The 14,818-nt window shown below is 72.8% G+C and carries 12 protein-coding genes; 8 read left to right on the top strand and 4 right to left on the bottom strand.

All coding sequences use genetic code 11. The features are described 5' to 3' along the window. Positions 1–55: 55 nt before the first annotated feature. Complete coding sequence (locus ACFFXY_RS01000) at positions 56–1,837, bottom strand: N-6 DNA methylase (protein WP_382344999.1); 1,782 nt, start codon at positions 1,835–1,837, stop codon at positions 56–58. A gap of 129 nt (positions 1,838–1,966) precedes the next feature. On the opposite strand from ACFFXY_RS01000, the gene ACFFXY_RS00995 reads away from it, so the two are divergent. From ACFFXY_RS00995 to ACFFXY_RS00985, 3 genes are all read left to right on the top strand, one after another. After that, on the top strand, positions 1,967–2,578 hold the full coding sequence (locus tag ACFFXY_RS00995) for a hypothetical protein (protein WP_382344997.1): 612 nt from the start codon (positions 1,967–1,969) through the stop codon (positions 2,576–2,578). Between the two features lie 348 nt (positions 2,579–2,926). Continuing rightward, positions 2,927–3,625: a hypothetical protein gene (locus ACFFXY_RS00990; protein WP_382344995.1), complete on the top strand. Its 699-nt coding sequence runs from the start codon at positions 2,927–2,929 to the stop codon at positions 3,623–3,625. Between the two features lie 143 nt (positions 3,626–3,768). Continuing rightward, positions 3,769–6,474 carry an AAA domain-containing protein gene (locus tag ACFFXY_RS00985; RefSeq protein ID WP_382344993.1) on the top strand — a complete coding sequence of 902 codons (2,706 nt, stop codon included), beginning with the start codon at positions 3,769–3,771 and terminating at the stop codon, positions 6,472–6,474. A gap of 10 nt (positions 6,475–6,484) precedes the next feature. Here the strand turns inward: ACFFXY_RS00985 and ACFFXY_RS00980 are convergent, their stop codons facing one another. Together ACFFXY_RS00980 and ACFFXY_RS00975 are read right to left on the bottom strand one after the other, a co-directional pair. Then, a complete protein-coding gene (locus tag ACFFXY_RS00980) occupies positions 6,485–7,237 on the bottom strand; it encodes a ComEA family DNA-binding protein (protein WP_382344991.1) in 753 nt (250 codons plus the stop codon). Continuing rightward, positions 7,192–8,631: a serine/threonine-protein kinase gene (locus ACFFXY_RS00975; protein ID WP_382344989.1), complete on the bottom strand. Its 1,440-nt coding sequence runs from the start codon at positions 8,629–8,631 to the stop codon at positions 7,192–7,194. The genes ACFFXY_RS00980 and ACFFXY_RS00975 overlap by 46 nt, the downstream gene beginning before the upstream one ends. Before the next feature lie 354 nt (positions 8,632–8,985). Here ACFFXY_RS00975 and ACFFXY_RS00970 point away from each other — a divergent pair, with 354 nt between their 5' ends. The 4 genes from ACFFXY_RS00970 to ACFFXY_RS00955 all read left to right on the top strand — a co-directional run bounded on the left by ACFFXY_RS00970 (position 8,986) and on the right by ACFFXY_RS00955 (position 13,290). Beyond that, positions 8,986–9,606, top strand: a complete 621-nt coding sequence (locus tag ACFFXY_RS00970) for a DUF4272 domain-containing protein (protein ID WP_359952577.1) — start codon at positions 8,986–8,988, stop codon at positions 9,604–9,606. A gap of 36 nt (positions 9,607–9,642) precedes the next feature. After that, entirely contained in the window at positions 9,643–10,728 is a 1,086-nt protein-coding gene (locus tag ACFFXY_RS00965; RefSeq protein ID WP_382344987.1) for an adenosine deaminase, read from the top strand. Positions 10,729–10,751: 23 nt separating this feature from the next. Continuing rightward, entirely contained in the window at positions 10,752–11,990 is a 1,239-nt protein-coding gene (locus tag ACFFXY_RS00960; protein ID WP_382344985.1) for an amidohydrolase family protein, read from the top strand. Positions 11,991–12,651: 661 nt separating this feature from the next. Further along, positions 12,652–13,290, top strand: coding sequence for a class I SAM-dependent methyltransferase (locus ACFFXY_RS00955; protein WP_382344983.1), 639 nt, complete (start codon positions 12,652–12,654; stop codon positions 13,288–13,290). A 58-nt stretch (positions 13,291–13,348) separates the two neighbouring features. On the opposite strand, the gene ACFFXY_RS00950 is transcribed toward ACFFXY_RS00955, so the two are convergent. Continuing rightward, the gene (locus tag ACFFXY_RS00950; RefSeq protein ID WP_382344981.1) at positions 13,349–14,209 is read right to left on the bottom strand and encodes a dioxygenase family protein; all 861 of its coding nucleotides are present in this window, start codon (positions 14,207–14,209) and stop codon (positions 13,349–13,351) included. Between the two features lie 83 nt (positions 14,210–14,292). Between ACFFXY_RS00950 and ACFFXY_RS00945 the strand changes: the two genes are divergently transcribed. Continuing rightward, the gene (locus ACFFXY_RS00945; protein WP_382344979.1) at positions 14,293–14,754 is read left to right on the top strand and encodes a MarR family winged helix-turn-helix transcriptional regulator; all 462 of its coding nucleotides are present in this window, start codon (positions 14,293–14,295) and stop codon (positions 14,752–14,754) included. Positions 14,755–14,818 lie beyond the last annotated feature (64 nt).

Raw genomic sequence — 14,818 nt, 5'->3', positions numbered from 1 at the left:
AGACCACCGACATCGAAACGGCCGGGCAAGAGCCCGGCCGTTTCGCATCTCCTTCTCAGTCCTCGGTCTTCACGGCTCCGGACACGAGTCCGGCGGCGGCCTCCGCGGCGAGGGCCTCGGCCCGCCGCCCGGCCTGCGTCAGGGTCGAGCGGAGCTCCTCCAGCTGCGCGAAGGCCGCGCCGCGGCGCTGCTGCTCGGCGAGGGCGAGGCGCGGGATCTTCACGGACAGGATGCGGCGTTTGGCTCCCGTGGCGGTGCGCTTCGACGCGGCGGGGAGCCGCGCCGAGAGTGCGGCGGCGATCCATGCGAGGTCCACGGCGGGGCCGCACTCGACGGTCCACTGGATCTCGGTCGCCTCCCCGCGCGGGCCGATGCGCACCGGCGGTTCGCCGACGGGGTCGACGATGACGCAGCGGGGCCCGGTCGGCTCCTCGCCGGGGTCCGCCGCGCCGGGGGGCCTGGTGCCGGGGGCGACCGTGAGGTGGCCGTCGCGTTCGAGGTCTCCGAGGCTCGTCTCCGGGGCCGATTCCTCTGCGCCGCGGGTGAACCGGGGGAGCGTCCGCCCGGCGACGGCCTCCAGGCGCGAGCCGAGGTCGGCGACGGCGTCGGCGAGGTCCTCGGCGCCGCCGGGGGTGCTGGCGAGGTAGACGGCGGGGGAGACGTCGACGTCCTCGTCCCACAGGCGCATGAGGGGGACGGTGACGGAGTCGGGGGTGGCGAGGGGGGCGTCGGGGGCGGCGGTGAACGCGTGCCATGCGGCGGCGAAGTCGCGGCCGTTGGAGACGAGGAGCTGGGTGGTCTCGCCGCGGGGGGCGAGGACCCAGATGTGGGCCTTGGCTTCGGGAGAGTCCACGACGGCGCGGAGCGCGCCCCAGCGGAGGAGTTCGGAGCGGATGCGGCGCCCGGAGCGGCGGTGGGCGACCTGCGCGGGCATGCGCACGACGGCGTGGCCGCCGGGGGCGAGGAGCGCGGTGCAGTGGAGGGCCCACGCGAGTTCGGGTTCGGTGCGCGGCGGGGTGCCGTAGGCCAGGCGGGGGTCGTCGCCGTCGGGGAGGCGGTCGTAGCCCCAGTCCTTGACGTTGAACGGCGGGTCGCACACGACCAGGTCGTAGCGTTCCGCCGGGAGCGCGGTGAGGAGCGAATCGCCCACGTGCACGACGACTTCGGCCTGTCCGACGGAGCGGTTGCCGACGGGTCCGCCGCCGCGCTGGTGCGAGTCGAGGAGCCGCAGGCGCCGTTCGGCGATGGCGGCGCGGGCGCTGGAGAGGTCCTGCCCGGCGAGGACCGCGCAGGGGCCGAGCTTCGCGGCGGCGGCCCTGAGGAGGTCCCCTTCGTCGCAGGCGGGGTCGTGCAGGCGCATCTCCGGGGCGGCCGCGGCGTGCTCGGCGCTGACGGCGGCGGCGGTGTCGGCGAGGGGGCCGATCCCGGGCGGGACGCCGATGCCCTCGGCCTCGCGGGCGCGTTCGATGAAGAACTCGAAGAGGTCGGCGCCGAGGGTCTCGGCGGCGAGCGCCCTGACCTCGGCGGCCAGGTCCCCGTCGCCGTCGAAGGCCGCGGCGACCGCTTCGAGGGCCGCTTCGGCGGTGGGATGGTCGGCGGCGAGGCGGAACCAGAGTCGGTCGGCGCCGGTCACCTTGAGGTCGCGGCCGTGGGCGGCGGCCCAGGACTCCAAGGCGGGCAGGGAGAAGCGGGGGCGGCGGGCGGAGTCGTCGACCGGTGCGGGGAAGTCGGGCTCTCGGCGCCGCCAGTTGCTGACGGCGTTGCGGCCGACCGAGGCCAGGCGGGCCAGGTCGGTGAGGGTGATGGTCTCGCCTGGGCCGGCGTCACGGGAGGTCATGCGGGCTCCTGTCTTGATTTATCGAATCGTAACCCACCCCGCGTTGCGGAGGCTCGACACAGTCTACTAGTCTCGTGAAGTAACTTCACAAGCTTCCATCAACGATCGACACCCCACGGAAGGTTTCCCATGAACATCGAATTCCCCGAGATCTCGAAGCGCCTCCTCGCCGTCAGCGGTGCGACGCTGATCGGCCTCGCGGCCCTCTCCGCGTGCGGCACCGGGGACGACGCCGCGGGCGGCGGCAGCGAGGACACCGGCTCCGACACCACTACCGCCGCCGAAGAGGCCGCGGAAGAGGACACCGCCACCGGCGACGGCCTCAGCCCCGAGGCCCCGCTCCCCGCGGGCTCCACCGTCGAGGTCGGCGACTGGACCCTCTCCGTCAGCGACGTCCAGCTCGACGCGACCGACGCGATCATGGCCGAGAACGAGTTCAACGAGGCCCCGGCCGACGGCAACACCCTCGCCATGTTCACCGTCGACGGCACCTACAACGGCGCCGAGACCGGCACCCTGTGGCTCGACGCCACGGTCGGGATCTGGGCCGACGGCGTCATGTCCGAGACCTGCACCAATGTCGTCCCCAACGACATCATCAACACCGTGGACGTCACCGCGGGCGCCACCTCCACCGGCGCGACCTGCGCCGAAGTCCCGGCCGACGCCGAGCAGACCCTCATCTACATCGAGGACATCTGGGCCCTCGACGGCACCGTCTACTACATCGAGATCGCCTAGCACCCTCCCCGGCCGAGCGCCGGGGACCACCGACCGGAGGGCGCGGAGACCATTGGGCGGAACCCGCGCCCTCCTTTTCCCGATCCGCCACGGGCGCAGGCGAACCGGGCGAACGGCGAAGAAACCTGTCAATACGGCGATCGAGCTTGATCGAATCGCAACCTGGTGATCCCGGTCATGCGGCCTGGCCCACGCTTCCGGCGAAACTGTGAAACCGCAGGTCGGCGAAGTGTGAATGCGCTCCGTGACCGGCTGCGCCGCACGGGTAGTCGACGTCACCGCATATCTTCACGCTGAACTCAGGAGCACCGTTCGACCCGAGACGCGGTGCCGCACAGAAAGCAGCCAATGAACTTGAACTCCGGTCCCATCCGCCGCCTGCTCGCCGTCGGCGGCGTCGCCCTCGCCGGCGCCATCGCCCTGTCCGGCTGCGGCATCCTCGACGCCGCCTCGGACGACACCGAGGGCACCGACGTCAGCAGCGACCAGTTCGACGCCGCCGCCGACGCGGCCGCGGGCGACTGCCTGCCCTACGAGGTCCTCAGCGACGACTCCTCGACCTTCGCGATCGACTGCTCCGGCGACGACGCGTTCTGGACGATCACCTCGATCACCGCCGACCCCGGCCTCACCGCCGCCGGCGGCGACCTCACCGACACCCAGGCCGTCTACGACGCCTGCGGCGAGGAGAACGGCGCGTACATCCCCGGCCAGCCGTGGACCGACTGGAACATGATCTACGACCAGACCACCGGCAACGTCGACTACCTCTTCTGCATCGAGGCCATCGACAAGCCCAACGCCGAGGGCAAGACCCCGGTCACCCCGAACACCGGCGACTGCATGTCCAGCAGCGACGTCGAGTGGTTCAAGCTCGACTGCGCCGACGCCGCAGCCGACACCACGGTCACCGACGCGATCGTCTTCGACGCCGCCGACTGGGCCGCCCCCGACGTGGACGGCGCCGCCGCCACCTGCGCGGCCAGCTACTACGAGGTCACCGACCTCACCGGCACCCGCACCTCCGCGGTCCTCTGCGTCGAGTAGCAGACCCGAGTAGCAGAGCCGAGCAACAGCGCCGAGCAGCGGCCTCGCCGCACGGGCGCACGGCCTGAACCGGCCCCGGGGCGCCTCCCGCCCCGGGGCCTTTCGCGTGCCATGGAGCGGCCGGCCGGCCGTACACTGCCGCCATGGACCCCGCCCGCATCCTGACCGCGCTCGCCGCCCTCGCGCCCGTCAACAAGGCGACCGCCGCCGACTCCGACGAGATCGGCCAGAAGTCCTCCTGGACCGGCAGCCTCACCACCGTCGCGGGCGCCGCCGACCTCGCCGCCCACGACGAGCTCCACCGCGACGAGCGCCTCCTGCGGCAGGGCTGGGGCGTCGTCACCGGCGTGCACTCCGTGGACGGCAAGCGCCGCCGCGTCGCCGTCCCCCTCGTCACCCGGCCCGTGCGGCTCGAAGTGGCCCGGACCGAGCCCTTCGACCACAAGATCGTCCCCGCGGGCGACATCGCGGTCCACCCCAGGCTCGTCGGCACCGAGCACGCCGCGCGCCTCACCGCCGTCCTCAGCCCCGACCGCGCCGGCGGCGACCTCGCCGACCCCTCCTGGCTCCTCGCCGCCGCCACCGCCGCCGGATACGCCGTCAACGCCGTCACCCACCGGCCCGAACCCGAAGGCGCCCAGCCGGTCGTCCTCGCCCGCTCCGTCATCTACGTCTCCGGCCCCCGCACCGAGTCCGGCCCCATCGGGCAGGCCCTCCTCGACTGGTCCGAACGCCCCGGCCTCGAAGCGACCGCGCTCGCCGCCATGTACGGGACCGCCGACGCCCCCGAGGCCGACACCGGCCCCGTCCGCTCCTCCCTGCCGCTCAACCGCGAGCAGGCCGCCGCCGTCTGCAGCGCCCGCACCTCCCCGGTCACCGTCGTCGCGGGCGCGCCCGGCTGCGGCAAGAGCCACACCCTCGCCGCCATCGCCCTCGACACCCTCGCCCGCGGGCAGTCCGTCCTCATCGCCACCCAGTCCGTGTACGCCGCCGACGTCCTCGCCCGGCTCCTCGCCCGCCGCCCCGGACCCGCACCGGTCATGTTCGGCGACACCGAGAACGGCACGCCCGCGCACGCCAACCCCGGCGACGCCCCCCGGCCCGACGCCGCCAAGGACGCCCGCCGCGCCGCCGACGACGCCCTGGACCTCCTCGAACGCGTCGAACGCGCCATCGAGACCCGCCTCGACATGGAGGACCGGCGCCTGCGCGCCCTCGACGCGCCCGTGTTCCTCCTCGACGACTTCCCCGGCCTGCGCGACGCCGACCCCGACGCCGTCGAGGCCGCCGCCGCCCGGACCCGCGGCACCGGCGGATGGCCCTGGACCCGCTGGCGCCGCCGCAAGGCCCGCAAGGAACTCCAGCGGCTCGCCGGGACCGCCGCCGACTCCGCCGCGCTCCAGCAGTGCATCGGCATCACCCGCGACCTCCGCGCCATGACCCGCCTCGCCGCCGACGGCGGCCCCGGCCTCGAACCCATGTGGCGCAACCTCGCCCGCGCCGACGAGGACGCCGCCCGCGCCGCCGCCGCAGCCCTCCTCGCCGCCACCGCCGCCGGCGACCGCCGCGACCGCAAAGCCGGACGCGCCCTCGCCGAGATCAACTCCGCGCGCTTCCGCAGCTCCCGCACCGACCGCCGCAACATCCTCGCGAACGTCGACACCGCCGCCCTCCTGCGCGCCCGGCCCCTGTGGATCGGCACCACCGCCGACGCCGAGGCCATCCTCCCCACCCGCGCGGGCGCCTTCGACCTCGTCATCATCGACGAGGCCAGCCACGTCAACCAGCTCCGCGCCGCCCCCGTCCTCGCCCGCGCCGAGCGCGCCGTCATCGCCGGAGACCCCCGCCAGCTCAAGTTCGTGTCCTTCGCCTCCGACGCCCGCCTCAACGAGGTCCTCGAACGCCACGGCCTCCGCGACCTCGAAGCCCGCCTCGACACCGGCCGCGTCAGCCTCTACGACCTCGCCTGCGGCGCAGGGCCCGTCGTCGAACTCACCGAGCACCACCGCAGCGTCCCCCACCTCATCGGCTTCTCCGCCGCCAAGTTCTACGGCGGGCGCGTCCGCCCCATGACCGCCCACCCGCGCCTCCAGGAGACCGACGCCATCACCGTCCACCGCGTCGCCGCCGACACCGCCGCCGAGGACGGCACCGTCCCCGCCGAAGCCGAACGCGCCGTGGACCTCCTCGCCGAACTCGTCGCCGCCGGAGACCGCGGCCTCGCCGTCCTCTCCCCGTTCCGCGCCCAGGCCGAGGCCATCGAAGCGGCCGTCATGAAACGCTTCGACCTCGACGCCATCCGCGCCCACCGCATCAGGACCGGCACCGTCCACGCCTTCCAGGGCTCCGAATCCGAGACCGTCATCGCCTCCCTCGGCACCGCCCCCGGCGACAGCGCCGGACGCAAGCGGTTCCTCTCCGGCGCCAACCTCTTCAACGTCATGGTCACCCGCGCCCGCGAGCACCTCCACGTCGTCACCGCCCTCGACGACCCCGGCGGCCTCGTCGGCGAATTCCTCGACCACGCCGACCGCGCCCCCGCCCCCCTCCCCGGCGACGGCACCGAAGGCGCCTGGCCCGCGAAACTCGCCGACGCCCTCTCCGGCGCCGACGCCGCCGTCAGGCACGGCTACCCCGTGGGCCACTGGAAGATCGACCTCGTCGTCGGCGAAGGCGACGCCGCGTTCGGCGTCCTGTGCGCCGTCCACCCCGACGGGCCCCGCGCCCACATCGAACGCCAGCGCGCCCTCGCCCGCGCCGGATGGCGCCTGGTCGACGCGTTCCCCTCGACCTACGCCGACGACGCCTCCCGCGCCGCCGTCGCCGTCCTCGCCGAGCTGGGCCGCTGAAGCACAGGCCCTAGGGGATGAAGACGCAGTACTCGCGCAGGTGGTGCTCGAACGTCGGACTGATCTCGATCACCAGCATCACCTCGCCGAGGCTCGCGAACGGGCCCGAGCGCTCGACCCACTCCAGGATCTGGCGCGCGCTCCGCTCCGTCACGCCCGGAAGGGAGGTGAGGACGTGCAGGGGCGCGTGGTTGACGTCCACCAGGCCCCCGTCGTCGAACTGGCGCGGCAGGTCCGGGCGGCCGATCGCGAGCCGCTTCGCGAGCATCGGGTCCACCTGCGCGGTCCGCCGCGCCTGCTCCCGGAGCTTGCGGGCCCGGTCCAGGACCTCGGCGTTCGACAGGTGCGCCACCGGGACCTGCGGGCGCGCCGGCGCCGCCCACACTTTCGAGCGGATGACCAGCAACTGGGCGGTCCCGCCGATCGAGGTGATACCGGTCGTCACGCCGAACAGCGTGTTCGCCCAGTCCGGGGCCGGGTACTCGAACGCGCCGATCACCCCGCAGCCCGCGATGATCAGCGCGCAGTGGAGGACCAGTGCGGCCACCGTCAGGTTGTCGCGGCGCCGGCCCATCGCGATGCCGAACGACACCGGGGCGGCGAACCCGCACGTGAGCAGGGGCGCGAACGCCCACAGGTACGTCCCGACCCGCCCGAGGCGGTACCGGGTCTGCTGCTTCCTGTGGTCGATCGGCGGAGCGTAGGGACCGGGGGCGGTCATCGCGGAGGACTCCCAGGCGAGGCGGAGGGCTGCGACGGCCACCCGGGACTCGCCTGGGGCGGCACGGACCAGGCCCGCAGCAGCCGTTCGGCTTCGATGGTATCGGCATCGTCCGGGCCGAGCGCCGCCGCCATCTCCGGGACGAGCCCGGCCAGGCGGCGGTGCGCCTCCGGGCCCGAGCCGACCGCCGCGAGCATGTCGACTTCGACGCGCCGCGATCTGAGGACCGGGCGGGCCCGCTCGCCCATGAGCCGCCGCTGCCGCTCGATGACGCTGGAGAGCCCCGCCAGGGCGCTGGCCGCGTTCCCCAGGGCCGCAAGGCATTGCGCGGCGCGCACCTGGCAGTGCAGGGCCAGTGCCGGGTCGGGGGTCTCGGAGTCCTTCGCGAGGGAGCGGAACACGCGCAGGGCCGTGTTGTAGTCGCCCGCTGCGTAGGCGCGGTCGGCCTCGGCGATCCGCTCCGCGGAGCGGTCGGGCGCGGGGACCGAGGCGAGGCGCGCGGCCTCGGGGGCGACGCGCGCGGGCGCGAGGGGCGCCCGGAACGGCCAGGTCGGGTCGCCGCAGTCGCGGATCGGCGCGGCCGAGACCGGCGCGGTCGCGAGGAGTTCGGCGAGCCGCAGGTAGACGGCGGCGGCGTCGGAGCCGCGGTCGGCGGGCTCCTTCGACAGGAGCCGGGAGACGAGGCCGTCGAGCCCGGCCGGCATGTCGGGGCGCCTGCGGCGCACGGGCTCGGGCAGCTCCTTGAGGTGCGCGGTCTGCACCTCGTAGGCGGAGCCGCGGTCGGCGAACAGCCGCTCGCCCGTGGACATCTCGTAGAGGAGCGCGCCGAGGGCGTACAGGTCGGCGGCGGGCCCGGCGGGCTGGGCGCGGATCTGCTCGGGGGCCATGTAGTTGAGGGTGCCGGGCTTGTCGCCGGTGGCGGTGAGGCGGGCGGCGTCGAGGTCGAGGACCGCGGCGATCCCGAAGTCCACGACGTGGACGAGGCCCTGGGGTCCGACGATGATGTTGGCGGGCTTGAGGTCCCGGTGGATGACCTGCTTGGCGTGGGCCGCTTCGAGGACGGAGGCGAGCTGGGCGCCGACGGCGAGGGTCCAGTCCGCGGGGAGCGGCCCGGCCTCGTCGAGGAGGTCGCGCAGGTTCAGGCCCGGCAGGTAGGCCATGGCGAGGAACAGCTCGCCGGAGTCCTCGTCCAGGCCGGCGTCGAAGATCGCGGGGACCCCGGGGTGTCCGATCTGGGCGGTGACGCGGGCCTCGCGGCGGAACCGGGCGGCGGCCTCGTACCGCTGCGGGCCGTCCAGGAGGTCCGGTTTGACGAGCTTGACGGCGATCTCGCGGTCGAGCCGCTGGTCCACGGCCTGCCACACGCGGCCCATGCCGCCCGCGCCGATGGGCCGCACGAGCTGGTACCGGTCCGCGACGACTTGGAGGCTGCTCACCTTGCAAGTCTGCCCGGCGGCCGCCGGGGCGTGCGGGCCGGGCCGCCGCTCGGGCTACCCGCAAGTAGTACTTCTTCGTACAGGTGTCAGATGGCCACCGCCACAGTGCGGTCAACGCGTCCCTCCGGACACTTGCGACTCGCGGCGGGGCGAGTGAAACACCTGCGTAACACGTGTATGGAACCTGTACTAATTCCGTGGCCCACGTTGACTCCGGCGTGTGTCGGACGCTACAGTTCTTCACAACCACCCCCACCGAGTGAATGCGCACTCACCCCCACAGGTGAACCCCAAGTGGTAGGGAGCCCCATGCCGACGGTGACCTCAGATCCCCGGACCCTTCGTACGCGCACTGTGGACGGCTTCGGTGCCCTCGGCATACCCGCGCCGCCCGCGCAGTTCCCGCTCCCCTTCCCCGAGGGGCGGCTCCCGCGGCTGCGCCCGCGCGGGCACGTGGAGGCCCGCGCCGCGATCCTGAACATCGTGCAGGCCAGGGTCTTCGACATGCCCGAGGAGCTGGCGATGCGCTGGCTGCTGGACGCGCACGTCCTCGACCACCTCGCGCCCGACGAGTGGGGGTTCATCGCCTGCGGCCGCGGCGACCGCGCCCGGTATGCCGACCAGCTGGAGAGCCTGTACACGGTCTCGTGGCTGCTGGGCCTCGTCGACCACCTCGACCCGGGCGTCCCGTGCTCCGAGGAGCTCCCCGAGCTGCTCCCGGACCTGCGCCGCCCCGAGTCCTTCGGGACCTGGCGCGACCGCCAGCTCACCCCCACCCGCGACCCCGGCGTGGTCGCCGAGATGCTCGACTTCTACTACTGCCTCGACTGGGTCTGCGACCAGGCCCGCCGCACCGGCCAGCCGATGCCCCGCGGCGTCGACGACAACCTGGTGTGGCACCGCCGCTGGGCCCTCGAATGGGCCCTGGTCCTCGACGGCGAGCGCCCCGTCCACTGGGACGAGGTGCGGCTGTGAGGCGGGCCCGCGAACGCGGCTGACTATATTCATGGGATGAATCAAGCTCTCTCCCACGACGAACTGCGCGCGGCCCCCAAGGTCGTGCTCCACGAGCACCTCGACGGCGGCGTGCGCCCCCAGACGCTCATCGAGATCGCCGACGAGATCGGCCACGAGCTGCCCGCGACCGAGGCCGGGGCCCTCGCCGACTGGTTCTTCGAGGCCGCCGACTCGGGCACCCTCGCGCGGTACCTGGAGACCTTCGACCACACCATCGCCGTGTCCCAGACCGCCGAGCACTGCTTCCGCATCGCCTCCGAGTCCGCGCAGGACCTCGCCGCCGACGGCGTCGTCTACGCCGAGATCCGGTACGCCCCCGAGCAGCAGCTCACCGGCGGCCTCTCGCTCGAAGCGGTCGTGGAGGCCACCCTCGCCGGGTTCGAGGAGGGCGAGCGCCTCGCCGAGAAGGCCGGGAACCCGATCCAGGCCCGCACCATCCTGTGCGGGATGCGCCACGCCGACCGCACCCTCGAAGTCGCGAAGCTCGCGACCGCCTACCGCGACAAGGGCGTCGTCGGCTTCGACATCGCCGGCGGCGAGATCGGCAACCCCGCCGAGGCCCACGTCGAGGCCTTCAATTACCTGCGGCGCGAGAACATGCCGTTCACGATCCACGCGGGCGAGTCCGTCGGCCCCGAGTCCATCTGGGGCGCGGTCTCGGTCTGCGGCGCGAACCGCATCGGCCACGGCGTGCAGCTCATCAAGGACATCGACCTCACCGGCGATGACGCGAAGCTCTCGAACCTCGCGCACTACATCCGCGACCGGCGCATCGCCCTCGAAGTGTGCCCGTCCTCGAACCTCCAGACCGAGGGCGCCGAGTCCATCGAGACGCACCCGATCAAGGACCTGTTCGACCTCGGCTTCCGCGTCACCGTCAACAACGACAACCGCCTCATGAGCCGCACCCACACCTCCCGCGAGTTCCAGCTCCTGTCCGAGACCTTCGGGTGGGGGTGGGCCGAGGTCCGCAAGTGCACCGAGAACGCCGTCAAGGCCTCGTTCCTGCACTACCCCGAGCGCCGCCGCCTGCTCGACGAGGTCGTCCGACCCGCCTACGCGGCGCTGGAATCCGCATAGGAGTCCTGAGTAAGCTCGGGCGCATGCACCTTTACACCGCCCCTGTCGTCGTCCCGGTCGCGGGCGACCCGATACGGGAGGGCGCGGTCGGGGTCGACGGCGGGCGCATCGCCTACGTCGGCCCCGCCGCCGACGCCCCCGAAGCCGACGAGACCACCGCCTACGACGGGGTCATGACGCCCGGCCTGGTCAACGCCCACACGCACCTGTGCTACACCTCCTTCGCCGACATGTACGGCAACGAGAAGGAGTTCTTCGAGTGGATCCAGGAGTTCGCGCGCCGCAACCCCGCGACCGCCGATGAGGCCTGGAAGGCCTCCACCCAGGAGGGCATCGACGAGTCGATCGCCCACGGCGTCACCGCCGTCGCCGACATCGTCACCGCCGCGGCCGGCTTCGCGCCGCTGCTGGCCTCCGACCTCGCCGGGGTCGCCTACTGGGAGGCCGTCTTCATCGACGAGGCCGCCTGGGAGGTCCGCCGCGCCGCCTGGCGCGAGGTCGTCACCGACACCCGCGCGATCAACAACTCCGACATCGCCGTCGGCGTCAGCCCCCACACCCTCTACACGCTGGGCACCAACGTCGGCAAGAGCATCGCCGAACTCGCCCGCACCCTCGACATCCGCCTCCACCCACACCTCGCCGAGACCGCCCACGAGGACATGTTCGTGCGCCGCGGCTCCGGCCCGTTCGCGTTCATGAACCGCCGCGCCGGACTCAACCTGGAGATCGCCGACGGCGGGGCCGGGCACTCCCCGGCCGTCCAGATGGACAAGGTCGGCTGGCTCGGCGCCGACTCCCACGTCGCCCACGGCGTCCACCTCGACAAGGCCGACCGGGAGCTGCTGCGCGACAAGGGCACCGCGGTCGCCGTCTGCGCCCGCTCCAACGCCCGCCTCGAAGCCGGCGAGCCTCCGATCGCGGCCCTGCGCGCCGAAGGCAACGCCGTCGCCGTCGGCACCGACTCCCGCGCGTCCTCGCCCGACCTCGACGTCGCCGCCGAATGGCCCGTCCTGCGGAAGATCGCCCTCGCCCAGGGCGACTCCGGCGACGGCCTCGACGAGTGGCTCGTGCGCGCCGCCACCGAAGGCGGCGCCAAGGCCCTCGGCCGCGACGACATCGGCGCCATCAAGGTCGGCAACCGCGCCGACCTCGCCGTCTTCGACGTCCCCGCCGACAGCGACCCGTACGCGGCGCTCGTCGCCGGGGCCGCCGGGCACTGCACCCACACCGTACTCAAAGGCCGTCCCACAGAGCGGTAGCGACGATCCCAGTGGATAACACTTCGATGACGGGACTTGCCGTGCGGCCGGTAATCCGCAATGCTGAATGAGCACCGTGTTGTTCACGGTGTCTTAAGTCTCGATTCACCGGAGAGGCCCCCACCTCTCTGTTGTATCCCCTGGAGAAGGCGGGGCGCGCATTGCGCGCCCCGCCGCCGCTTTTGCCCCCGAAACTCCTGTGACCGCGCCCACCGGCTAGTTATCGGATGGGTTACGCGCGATAACGGTTCGGTTTCATAGATCGACATCACAGCGTCCATGCGTCAAGGTAATCGTGTAGCGCAGACCGCACTCGGGGGATCTCTCAGCGTCATCCCAGACTGGGACCCCGGGCGTCCGCGCCGGGTCCACGACGACGAGGAGGCGCAGTGAACGGTTCACCCACCGCGACCGCTCCCCGTGCGTGCCAACCGGACCCCAGCACAGCTCCCTTCCCGGGCGAGCGTGCGGCCCTTCCCTGCTCCCTCAAGGCCGCACGCGACGCGTGACCCCGCGCGCGCCCGATATAACCCCTTGATCCGCCGGGGCCCACACCGACAGGGCTCCGGCGGATTTTCATCGAGCGGTGTGCGAGGCTGTCGGGGTGATCGAGGCGAACGAAGCGAATACCCCGCGTAAAGAACCCGGCCGCATCGCGGCGATGTTCGACCGCGTCGCGCCGAACTACGACCGCGCCAACACCGTCATGGTCGCCGGGCAGGACAAGCGCTGGCGCCGCTCCGTGCGCGAGGCCCTCAGCCTCCAGCCCGGCGAGCGCTGCCTCGACCTCGGCGCGGGCACCGGCGTCTCCACCGTCGAGCTCGCCAAGTCCGGCGCCGACGTCATCGGCGTGGACTTCTCCCTCGGCATGCTCCAGGCGCACCAGGACCGCCAGGTCCCGCTCGTGAACGCCGACGCCCTGCACCTGCCCTTCGGCGACGACACCTTCAACGCCGTCACCGGGTCCTTCTTCATCCGCAACGTCGCCGACCTCGACGCCTGCCTCACCGAGATCCTCCGCGTCCTCGCCCCCGGCGGCCGCATGGTCCTGTGCGAGGTCTCCACCCCCGTCTGGAAGCCCTACCGCAAGGCCCACGGCGTCTTCGTCAAGCACGTCCTCCCCAAGGTCGCCGGCCGCGTCGGCTCCGACCCCGACGCCTACCGCTACCTCTCCGAGTCCACCCTCGAATGGCCCGACCAGTCCGCCTTCGCCGACCGCATCGTCAAGGCCGGCTACCGCAAGGTCGCCTGGCGCAACCTCGCCGGCGGCGCCGTCGCCATGCACCGCGGCTTCAAGTAGCCCGCACGCCGAAAGGGGCGCCCCGGCCTGAGCCGGGGCGCCCCTTTCCGCATGTCCCTCACGCGAGCTGGAAGCTGCGCTTCGAGAGGCCGAACCAGTAGCCGTCGATCACGGTGGTCGCCGCCTGCTCCTGCTCCGAGGCGGCGCCGTAGGCGACGAAGAGGGGGACGTAGTGGTCCACCGTGGGGTGGGCGTAGGGCATGCCCGGGGCCTGGGAGCGGTAGCGGGCGAGGGAGTCGATGTCGCCGCGGGCGAGGGCCTCCGAGGCCCAGAGGTCGAAGTCCTCGGACCAGGCGGGGACGCGGTCGGGGTGGCGGAAGTCGACGAACGGGAGGCCGTGGGTCATGAAGCCCGAGCCGATGACGAGGTAGCCCTCCTCGCGCAGCGGGCGCAGGCGGCGGCCGAGGTCGATGAGGCGGTCCGGGTCGTGGGTCGGGATCGAGAGCTGGAGGACCGGGACGTCGCCGTACGGGTACATGACCTTGAGTGGCACCCACGCGCCGTGGTCGAGCCCGCGGCTCGCGTGCTGGTGCAGCGGCTCGGTGTCCGGCATCGCGGCGGCCACGCGCTTCGCCATCGCGCTCGCGTCCGGCGTCTCGTACGTCATCTCGAAGTACCGCTGCGGGAACCCGCCGAAGTCGTAGACCAGGGGAGTGCCGGGGTCCGGGCTGGAGATCATCAGCGGCGCGGCCTCCCAGTGCGCCGAGACGATGAGGACGCCCTTGGGCCTGGGCAGGCCCTGCGCCCACGCGAACAGCTGCTCCATCCACCCGGCCTCGTCGAACAGCGGCGGGGCGCCGTGGGAGAGGTACAGCGCCGGGAGGGCCCCGTCCGCGGGCGTCCAGTCGCGGCGCTCGGCCGCGCGGGGCGCGGTGGTGTCGAGGAAGGCGTCGAACGCGGCGCCGGGACGAGTGGGCATCGGGAACTCCAGTCTCTTGAACCTTCAACGAAAATGGTACTCGGGTTGCTTGATACATCAAGTAGTGAAGTTAAGCTTGGGGCATGAGTGATGCGGCGCCGTGGCTTGACGACGAGGAGATGTCGGCTTGGCTGCCGCTGATCGGCCTGGTCATGCGCCTCCCGGGCGCCCTGGACCAGTCCCTGCGCCGCGACGTGGGCCTGAGCCACTTCGAGTACGGCGTCCTGGCCGTCCTGGAGCACGCCGAGGACCAGACCATGCGCATGAGCGACCTCGCCTACCTCTGCAACGGCTCGCTCTCGCGCCTCTCGCATGTCGCCCGCCGTCTGGAGGGCGACGGCCTCCTGCGCCGCCACGCCTGCCCCACCGACGGCCGCTCGACCCTCGCCACCTTGACGGACGGCGGCCGCGAAGTGCTGAAGAAAGCGGCCCCCGGCCACGTGCAGACCGTGCGCGACCTCATCTTCGACGAGCTCACCCGCGACGAGGTGCGGGCGCTCGGGGACATGTCCCGCCGCATCATCGCCCGCATCCAGGCCGCGTAGCCCTATATCCTATAGGAAACGGCGACGCCCGGCCCGTTCCCGCAGGTGCCCTTGGGAATCGGAC

The organism is Glycomyces mayteni, assembly GCF_042428885.1.
Taxonomy (GTDB): domain Bacteria; phylum Actinomycetota; class Actinomycetes; order Mycobacteriales; family Micromonosporaceae; genus Glycomyces; species Glycomyces mayteni.
The sequence above is the reverse complement of the archived record's forward strand: the minus strand, read 5'-3'. Positions and strand labels throughout refer to the sequence as shown.